The sequence below is a fragment of the Bacteroides sp. 3_1_23 genome, from assembly GCF_000162555.1.
Lineage (GTDB): Bacteria > Bacteroidota > Bacteroidia > Bacteroidales > Bacteroidaceae > Bacteroides > Bacteroides ovatus.
Genome location: NZ_GG774949.1, coordinates 2152313 through 2159756, shown reverse-complemented (window position 1 = coordinate 2159756; position 7444 = coordinate 2152313). Strand labels below are relative to the sequence as shown.

Annotated in this window: 4 protein-coding genes and 1 pseudogene; 4 read left to right on the top strand and 1 reads right to left on the bottom strand. The window is 44.7% G+C overall.

The genetic code is table 11. The features are described 5' to 3' along the window. Nucleotides 1-388: pseudogene (locus tag HMPREF9010_RS15710) on the top strand (IS66 family transposase); the annotation flags it as partial. Between the two features lie 163 nt (nucleotides 389-551). On the opposite strand, the gene HMPREF9010_RS15715 reads toward HMPREF9010_RS15710, so the two are convergent. After that, complete coding sequence (locus HMPREF9010_RS15715; protein WP_008648265.1) at nucleotides 552-2309, bottom strand: AAA family ATPase; 1758 nt, start codon at nucleotides 2307-2309, stop codon at nucleotides 552-554. A 251-nt stretch (nucleotides 2310-2560) separates the two neighbouring features. Here HMPREF9010_RS15715 and HMPREF9010_RS15720 point away from each other — a divergent pair, with 251 nt between their 5' ends. The 3 genes from HMPREF9010_RS15720 (at nucleotide 2561) to HMPREF9010_RS15730 (ending at nucleotide 7443) form a co-directional block, all read left to right on the top strand. After that, a complete protein-coding gene (locus tag HMPREF9010_RS15720) occupies nucleotides 2561-3040 on the top strand; it encodes a DUF456 domain-containing protein (RefSeq protein WP_004307315.1) in 480 nt (159 codons plus the stop codon). A gap of 111 nt (nucleotides 3041-3151) precedes the next feature. Next, nucleotides 3152-5011 carry a right-handed parallel beta-helix repeat-containing protein gene (locus HMPREF9010_RS15725; RefSeq protein WP_008648263.1) on the top strand — a complete coding sequence of 620 codons (1860 nt, stop codon included), beginning with the start codon at nucleotides 3152-3154 and terminating at the stop codon, nucleotides 5009-5011. 152 nt (nucleotides 5012-5163) lie between these two features. Further along, a complete protein-coding gene (locus tag HMPREF9010_RS15730; protein WP_008648261.1) occupies nucleotides 5164-7443 on the top strand; it encodes an alpha-xylosidase in 2280 nt (759 codons plus the stop codon). Nucleotide 7444: the final 1 nt, after the last annotated feature.

The following is a 7444-nucleotide window of genomic DNA, read 5'->3' as shown; positions in this document are numbered from 1 at the left end:
AAAAAGATGTGCTTGATGAAATAGAAGAACGGGGGATTTGTTACCTAAGAGCGAACTGCAGGAAGCCATTACCTATCTTCGCAATGAGTGGAATGCAGTGGTGGACATCTTTAATTATGGTGACACTTATCTGGACAACAATATGGTTGAACGGATGAACCGGTACATATCCTTATCAAGAAAAAACTCATTGTTCTTCGGCAGCCATAAGGGGGCCGAACGAGGCGCCATACTCTATACAATAGCACTCACTTGTAGGATGCATAAAGTGAATTTATTTGAGTATCTCACGGATGTGATAAACAGAACAGCCGAATGGCAACCGAACACACCAATTGAAAAATACAGGGAACTGCTTCCTGACAGATGGGAAAAGGCTAATGACTAAAAAGGGATCATTAGCCTTTTTATTTTAATACACTATATAGAATCGCGGAGACGCTTACGAGACGCTTACACGTGAAAGGATGGGTGAAGGGAACACCCTTCACCTATAAACTGCTTATAGATAGGATAATACAAGGAAAAGTGAAGGGTGAAGAGATTGTTCATTATAACTCTTCGCATACCCGCATTTCCATACCTTTATATACCACTACAATCTTGTGTAGTTGCGTGGAGCCAATAGCTTGTTTCACCGTGTCCGTGTCGGCATAGCGGTTGGCCTGGGCGATGGCTTCCTGACGCAATTCCTCCACACGGTTTTCAGAATCGCGATATTTGGCGTACTTCAACTCAACGATGTAGCTGTGCTTCATGTCAGAATATATGTCCAACATGGGACAGAGGAAAATATCGACGTAACCCGCTTGTGTATCTTGCTCGGAGATAGGACGGTAGAAGCGGTTTTGCGCAGTCATGGCCAAGGTGAAGCCGTGAACGAAGAATTCGCCCTTTTGCTTGTCACGCTGGGATGCATAACGTTTCAGGCAGTCGGCAATGTAACCGAAATAGGCTTGCCAATTGCCATCATAGGCGAGCTGACTTGAAAGTTCGCTCTTTTCGTAGCTGCTGAAATTTAAGTCTGCGTCGTTGTAGGTATTCAGCAAATAAGTGTAGAGCTGCTCTTGAACCACCAGGTTCGGAATGGTCAGTTTGGTCTTGCCTTTATCTATTCCGCTAATGGTCAACATTCCGAAATAGTAGAGCAGGCTTATAAAATTGTCTGGATTGGTGATGTTGACGGCAGGGAAACCCTTCTTCAGTTCACCGGTGATATAGCCTTGACTCACTAAAGTTTGAATGACGGAAGCATCGTGTGCAAACTCCTTATCCTTTCGAATGAGCATACGCAGCTTTTCATAGTCGATACGTATATTATCTTCTATCATTTCTCGTGGTGCTTTGCCGTTATCTATGTAATTCTTCACGAAGTAGAGCACCATGTTGGAGTTGTACATGGTAGTTTCACCGTAACAATCCTGTGCGAAGCAATAATTGTCGTACCACGGTTTCATTATTTCAATTAGTTCGTCAACAGTATGGCGGAAAGGGCTGTTTGTTGAATAGTAAGTCAGCATTTCGCGCACTTCTTCTTCGGTGAACCCCATCATTTGGTTAAATTGGGGTGTAAGTGAGTAGTTCGTGCCGATGTTGAAGCCACTCGTCAGGTCATCCATCGTTACGGGGCTTACGCCGGTGATGAAACAACGCTCTATGCTGGAATAAGTTCCTGCCTTCACCTTATTGAAGAAAGCACGCAGATAACCTTCGCCATGCGTTTCATCAGTGTAGCGGTGCAAGCTTTCCGCATCGGAAAGGATGGCGTTGGTGAAGTGGTCGTATTCGTCGATGAAGAGATACATTTTCTGTTCGGCACGTTCGCACTCCGAAACCAAATAGTCCAGTTGGTTGACAGCCCCGTCCTTTTCGTCCAATCGTTCTCTGATGCCGTGTGGTAGAAGGTCGGAGTAGACTTCACAGAAGAAGTCGAAGCGGATTTGGCAATGTGCATCCAGTCCTTTTCGATAATCGTTCAGTTCGCCGGTGATGCCTGAAAAGTTAAGGTAAAGCACCAGGTAGCTGTTGCGGTTTGCTGTGGGATGCTTCCCGATGTAGAGGTCGCCGAATAAATCGTTGAACTTATCGCGGGTACGCACATCGTAGTAGTGTTGCAGTACGTTCAGCGTGAGGCTTTTGCCGAAGCGGCGGGGACGGATGAAGAAAAAGAACCGGTCTGCCTGCTCTATCATAGGAATGAAGCGGGTTTTGTCTACATAATAATAGTCTTCGCGGCGGATGACTGCGAAGTTCATCATACCGTAAGGCAAACGCTTTCTGTTGGGTACTATATATTCCATTGGATCCATTTCCTGTCCTCCTGCTGATTTCTTATATTATAACTTGCTTATTAATAGCGTTAACGACACAAAGATAGTAAAAGTTCTTGTTGGGTACGAGGCATCCTCAAAAAAGTATTGGAAAAACTCATTCACACTAAGAATTGCAGCCTTCGCAAAACTATTCTGAAACAGCTGTGAAGGGGCGGAAATAATTCTCGGGGTTAGCTTGTTTTTACTGAAAGATACTGTATTTTTGTGCAGAACTAAAAAAATAGATTATGTTGGACATTATTTTGATTGTAATTAGTGCCCTTTGTATGATAGCCGGGTTAGCTGGTTGTATTCTGCCGTTTCTTCCCGGTCCGCCTATTGCTTATGTCGGGTTGGTTATTCTGCACTTCACGGATAAGGTACAATATTCTACGACACAATTCATCGTATGGTTATTGATTGTAGCTGTTTTGCAGGTATTGGATTATTTCACTCCGATGCTGGGAAGTAAATATAGTGGCGGTAGTAAATGGGGTAATTGGGGATGTATCATAGGAACCCTTGTCGGTCTTCTTTTCTTGCCTTGGGGCATTATTCTCGGTCCGTTTCTAGGGGCGGTGATTGGTGAACTATTAGGAAATAAAGAGTTCTCGCAGGCACTTAAATCAGGTGTGGGCTCTTTACTCGGATTTATATTCGGAACTTTACTGAAGTTCGTTGTCTGCGGTTATTTTTGTTATCAATTTATCATAGGTCTTATTCGGTAACCTATTTGATGTTGTAAAACATTCGTAAGAATAACCTATCTATTGCCTTTACATAGAGTACTAAATCGATGTGCGTTCGTCTTTATTGAAGTAGCACATTGAGGTAGTACCATGAAAAAGACTTTTACTTATCTTTCTTTTATCATTTTCTTGGGGTGGTTTCCCTCGCTTTTTGCGGGAGAAATTTATGTATCCCTGCAGGGGAATGATAAGAATCCCGGGACAAAGGAAGCCCCGTTTAATACATTAAACCGGGCAATCAAGCAGGCTCGTGAATGGCGTAGACTGAATCGGCCGGAAGTAGCCGGAGGAATTTATATTCGTTTGGAAGAGGGTGTTTATGCCCAGCGCAATTCTCTGTTTCTTCGTCCGGAAGATAGTGGGACACCCGATTCTCCAACAGTGATTTGTGCAGTAGATGGTGCTCATCCTGTGATTAGTGGTGGAGTTGCTGTTACGGGGTGGAAGCGTGGATGCAATCATCCGGCAATTCCTGAAAAGCTAAGGCAGAAGATATGGTCGGCAGAGGCTCCCCTAATAGGAAATAGAAGGGTAGAAACCCGGCAAATGTGGGTGAACGGTCATAAAGTTCAAAGAGCTGCGCAATTTCCTGACGGAGGATTGGAACGAATGATTGACTTCAATCCGGAAGAGCAGACAATTGCGATCCCCGTTTCTCAAAGTGTAAATTCGGAAAGACTACAAAATGCCGGTCAATTGGAAATGATTGTCCATCAACGCTGGGCAATTGCTATTTTGCGCGTGAAAAGTATAGACGTGAAAGACGGACAAGCTGTAGTTCGCTTCCATGAACCTGAAAGTCACCTGGAGTTTGCGCATCCCTGGCCGCAACCCGTCATCGGAGGAGAGAAAGGAAATTCTTCCTTTTGCCTGACCAATGCACTGGAATTGCTGGACCAACCCGGTGAATGGTTCCAGGAATATCCTTCCGGCACGATTTACTATTATCCGCAGGCGAGCGAAAATATGGAAACAGCTGAAGTGATTATCCCTACCTTGGAAACTTTAGTGACCATAGACGGTACATTGTCTCGTCCGGTAAAACATATACAATTTAACGGAATTACTTTTGCGCATACCTCCTGGATGCGTCCTTCTTATCAGGGACACGTCACCTTGCAAGGGGGATTTCCTTTATTGGATGCCTATAAACTACAGGAACCGGGGCTTCCGGAAAAAGCGGAACTGGAGAACCAAGCCTGGATCACCCGTCCCGAAACGGCAATACGTGTAAGAGGTGCCGAGCATATTGATTTCAAGCATTGCACCTTCCGTCATTTATCGTCCACCGGACTGGATTATGAATGGGCCGTTACAGCATCGAGCGTCGAAGATTGTCAATTTACGGATATTGGAGGAACGGCTTTACTGGTCGGTGCATTTCCGGACGGAGGATTTGAGACGCACATTCCTTTTATTCCTGCTGACGTACGGGAATTATGTTCCCATATTACTATCAGAAACAATTTCATCAGTAATGTGACTAATGAAGACTGGGGATGTGTAGGTATCGGCGCCGGATATGTCAGAAACATGGATATTTCTCATAATGAAGTCTGCCATCTGAACTATTCAGGGATTTGTGTAGGCTGGGGATGGACATCGCTGGAGAGCGGAATGTGCAACAACCGGATAGAAGCAAACTATATACATCACTTTGCCCGTCGGCTATACGATGCAGGCGGCCTGTATACTCTTTCCAACCAGCCGGGTTCCGTCATGCGAAATAACCGGATCGAACATTTAATCGAAGCCCCCTACGCTACGAATGACCGTGCTTTTTATATCTATCTGGATGAAGCTACGGACGGATATACAATGGAAAACAACTGGTGTCCCGCTGAACGTTTTGATTCGAACCGCCCCGGGAAAAAGAACGTGTGGAAGAATAACGGGCCTCAAGTGGCGGACAGTATTAAGTACAAAGCCGGAAGAATAAAGCAAGATTGAAACAAATCAATGGATTAACATAGTCATCAATGTACTAGTATAGCAATCAATAAACTAGTGTAATAATCATTAGAACTAGACTAGTATGGTAATCATTCAAACTAATATGATAATTATAGTAATCAATAAACGATATTTAATCAATAAAATAGATGAAACCAACGAACTACCACTTATTTGATTTCCTTGATTTCGATACCGAGTTATCAAGGAATGAGTCGCTTTGGAAAGCATACAAGCCAACGGCTGTTTATGAAAAGGAAGGAGATATTTACGTAACAGTTCCCTTTCAGAAGCAAAAGCTGGCTAACGATATGATGGCGGATACCGATGTTCCCCAGGAGGAATATACGTTAATCATCCGTCAGTATAACATCGGCATCACCCGCCTGTTTCTTGGCTTCGGCGATTATGTACTGACAGATGAGTCGGAAATGCTACAATTCAGTGACCGGATTCAGAAAGTGCCCCTGTTTATAAAAGAACAAAAAGGAAAATGGATTCTTTCGACGGAAGACGGAACGAAGCGTGCCATTATCAATGTGGAAGAGCCTCTATTAGACCGATGGAGCGAATTGCTACCCGACCCTCAAGAAACGCTTGACATCACTTTATACCCTGACGGAAAGCGTGAAATCCGCTTGTCAGCCTACGACCATTTTTCGCCTCCCCGCTACGATGCGCTACCTGTTGCCTTTTGCAAACGCGACGGTCGGAAAGAACGTGCAACGCTTTCTTTTGAATGTAAGCCCGATGAATGTTTTGCCGGAACCGGAGAACGTTTCTTTAAAATGGACTTAAGCGGACAGACTTTTTTCCTAAAAAACCAGGACGGGCAAGGAGTCAATAATCGGCGTACTTATAAGAATATCCCTTTCTATCTATCCAGCCGCATGTATGGAACATTCTACCATACATGTGCTCATAGCAAGCTCTCGCTGGCCGGACATTCCACCCGTTCCGTCCAGTTTCTAAGCGACCAGGCATTGTTGGATGTATTTGTAATAGGCGGTGATACGATGGAAGATATTCTTCGCGGTTATCGTGACCTGACCGGCTATCCGTCTATGCCTCCTCTTTGGAGTTTTGGCGTTTGGATGAGCCGTATGACTTATTTCAGTGCCGATGAAGTAGATGAAATATGCGACCGCATGCGTGCCGAACACTATCCCTGTGATGTCATTCATCTGGATACGGGCTGGTTCCGTACCGATTGGCTCTGCGAATGGAAATTCAATGACGAACGGTTTCCCGATCCGAAAGGATTCATCGGGCGGTTGAAAAAGAACGGCTATCGTGTCTCTTTATGGCAACTTCCATACGTTGCGGAAAATGCAGAGCAGATTGATGAAGCCAGAGCCAATGATTATATAGCCCCATTGACCAAACAACAAGCGACCGATGGTTCCAACTTCTCCGCCCTGGATTATGCCGGAACAATCGACTTTACTTATCCGAAAGCAACCGAATGGTACAAAGGACTATTGAAACAACTCCTGGATATGGGAGTAACCTGTATCAAAACCGATTTCGGTGAAAACATCCACATGGACGCCCTCTATAAAGGTATGAAGCCGGAATTGTTGAACAACCTGTATGCCTTGCTTTATCAAAAGGCCGCTTACGAAATTACGAAAGAAGTGACAGGTGACGGCATTGTCTGGGCACGTTCCGCATGGGCGGGATGCCAGCGTTATCCTTTGCATTGGGGAGGCGATTCATGTAGCTCTTGGGATGGAATGGCAGGTTCTCTGAAAGGCGGTCTGCATTTCGGTCTGTCGGGATTTGCTTTTTGGAGCCATGATGTTCCCGGCTTCCATACATTGCCCAATTTTATGAACTCGGTAGTAGCAGATGATGTGTACATGCGTTGGACTCAATTCGGCGTATTCACATCGCATATCCGTTATCACGGAACCAATAAGCGTGAACCCTGGCACTATCCGGCCATAGCTCCGTTGGTGAAAAAGTGGTGGAAATTGCGTTATTCGCTCATTCCATACATCATAGAACAAAGTAAACTAGCCATAGAAAGCGGCTATCCGCTCTTGCAGGCACTCATTCTGCATCATCCGGAAGATAAACTTTGTTGGCATGTGGATGATGAATACTATTTCGGCAATGATTTCCTGGTAGCTCCGGTGATGAACAGCGAGAACCGTCGGGATATCTATCTTCCCGAAGGAAAATGGGTGAACTTCTTTACGGGAGAACGTCTGGAAGGAGCATGCTGGCTGAAAGACGTATACGTTCCATTGGAAGAAATGCCCGTATATGTGCGTGCAAATGCCGTGATACCCATCTATCCGGAAGACGTGGACTGTACGGATGAAATGGATTTAAGCAAGAGCATGGCTTTACGCATAGATAATGATTATAAAGGATTTTGGACTATGATAGATTGTGGTAGAAAATTAATTAATTTAGTATAGT

Excerpts from the sequence above, each read along its gene's own strand:
- HMPREF9010_RS15725 (WP_008648263.1), top strand. The coding sequence starts at position 3,152 with ATGAAAAAGACTTTTACTTATCTTTCTTTTATCATTTTCTTGGGGTGG.
- HMPREF9010_RS15715 (WP_008648265.1), bottom strand. The coding sequence starts at position 2,309 with ATGGATCCAATGGAATATATAGTACCCAACAGAAAGCGTTTGCCTTAC.
- HMPREF9010_RS15730 (WP_008648261.1), top strand. The coding sequence starts at position 5,164 with ATGAAACCAACGAACTACCACTTATTTGATTTCCTTGATTTCGATACC.
- HMPREF9010_RS15720 (WP_004307315.1), top strand. The coding sequence starts at position 2,561 with ATGTTGGACATTATTTTGATTGTAATTAGTGCCCTTTGTATGATAGCC.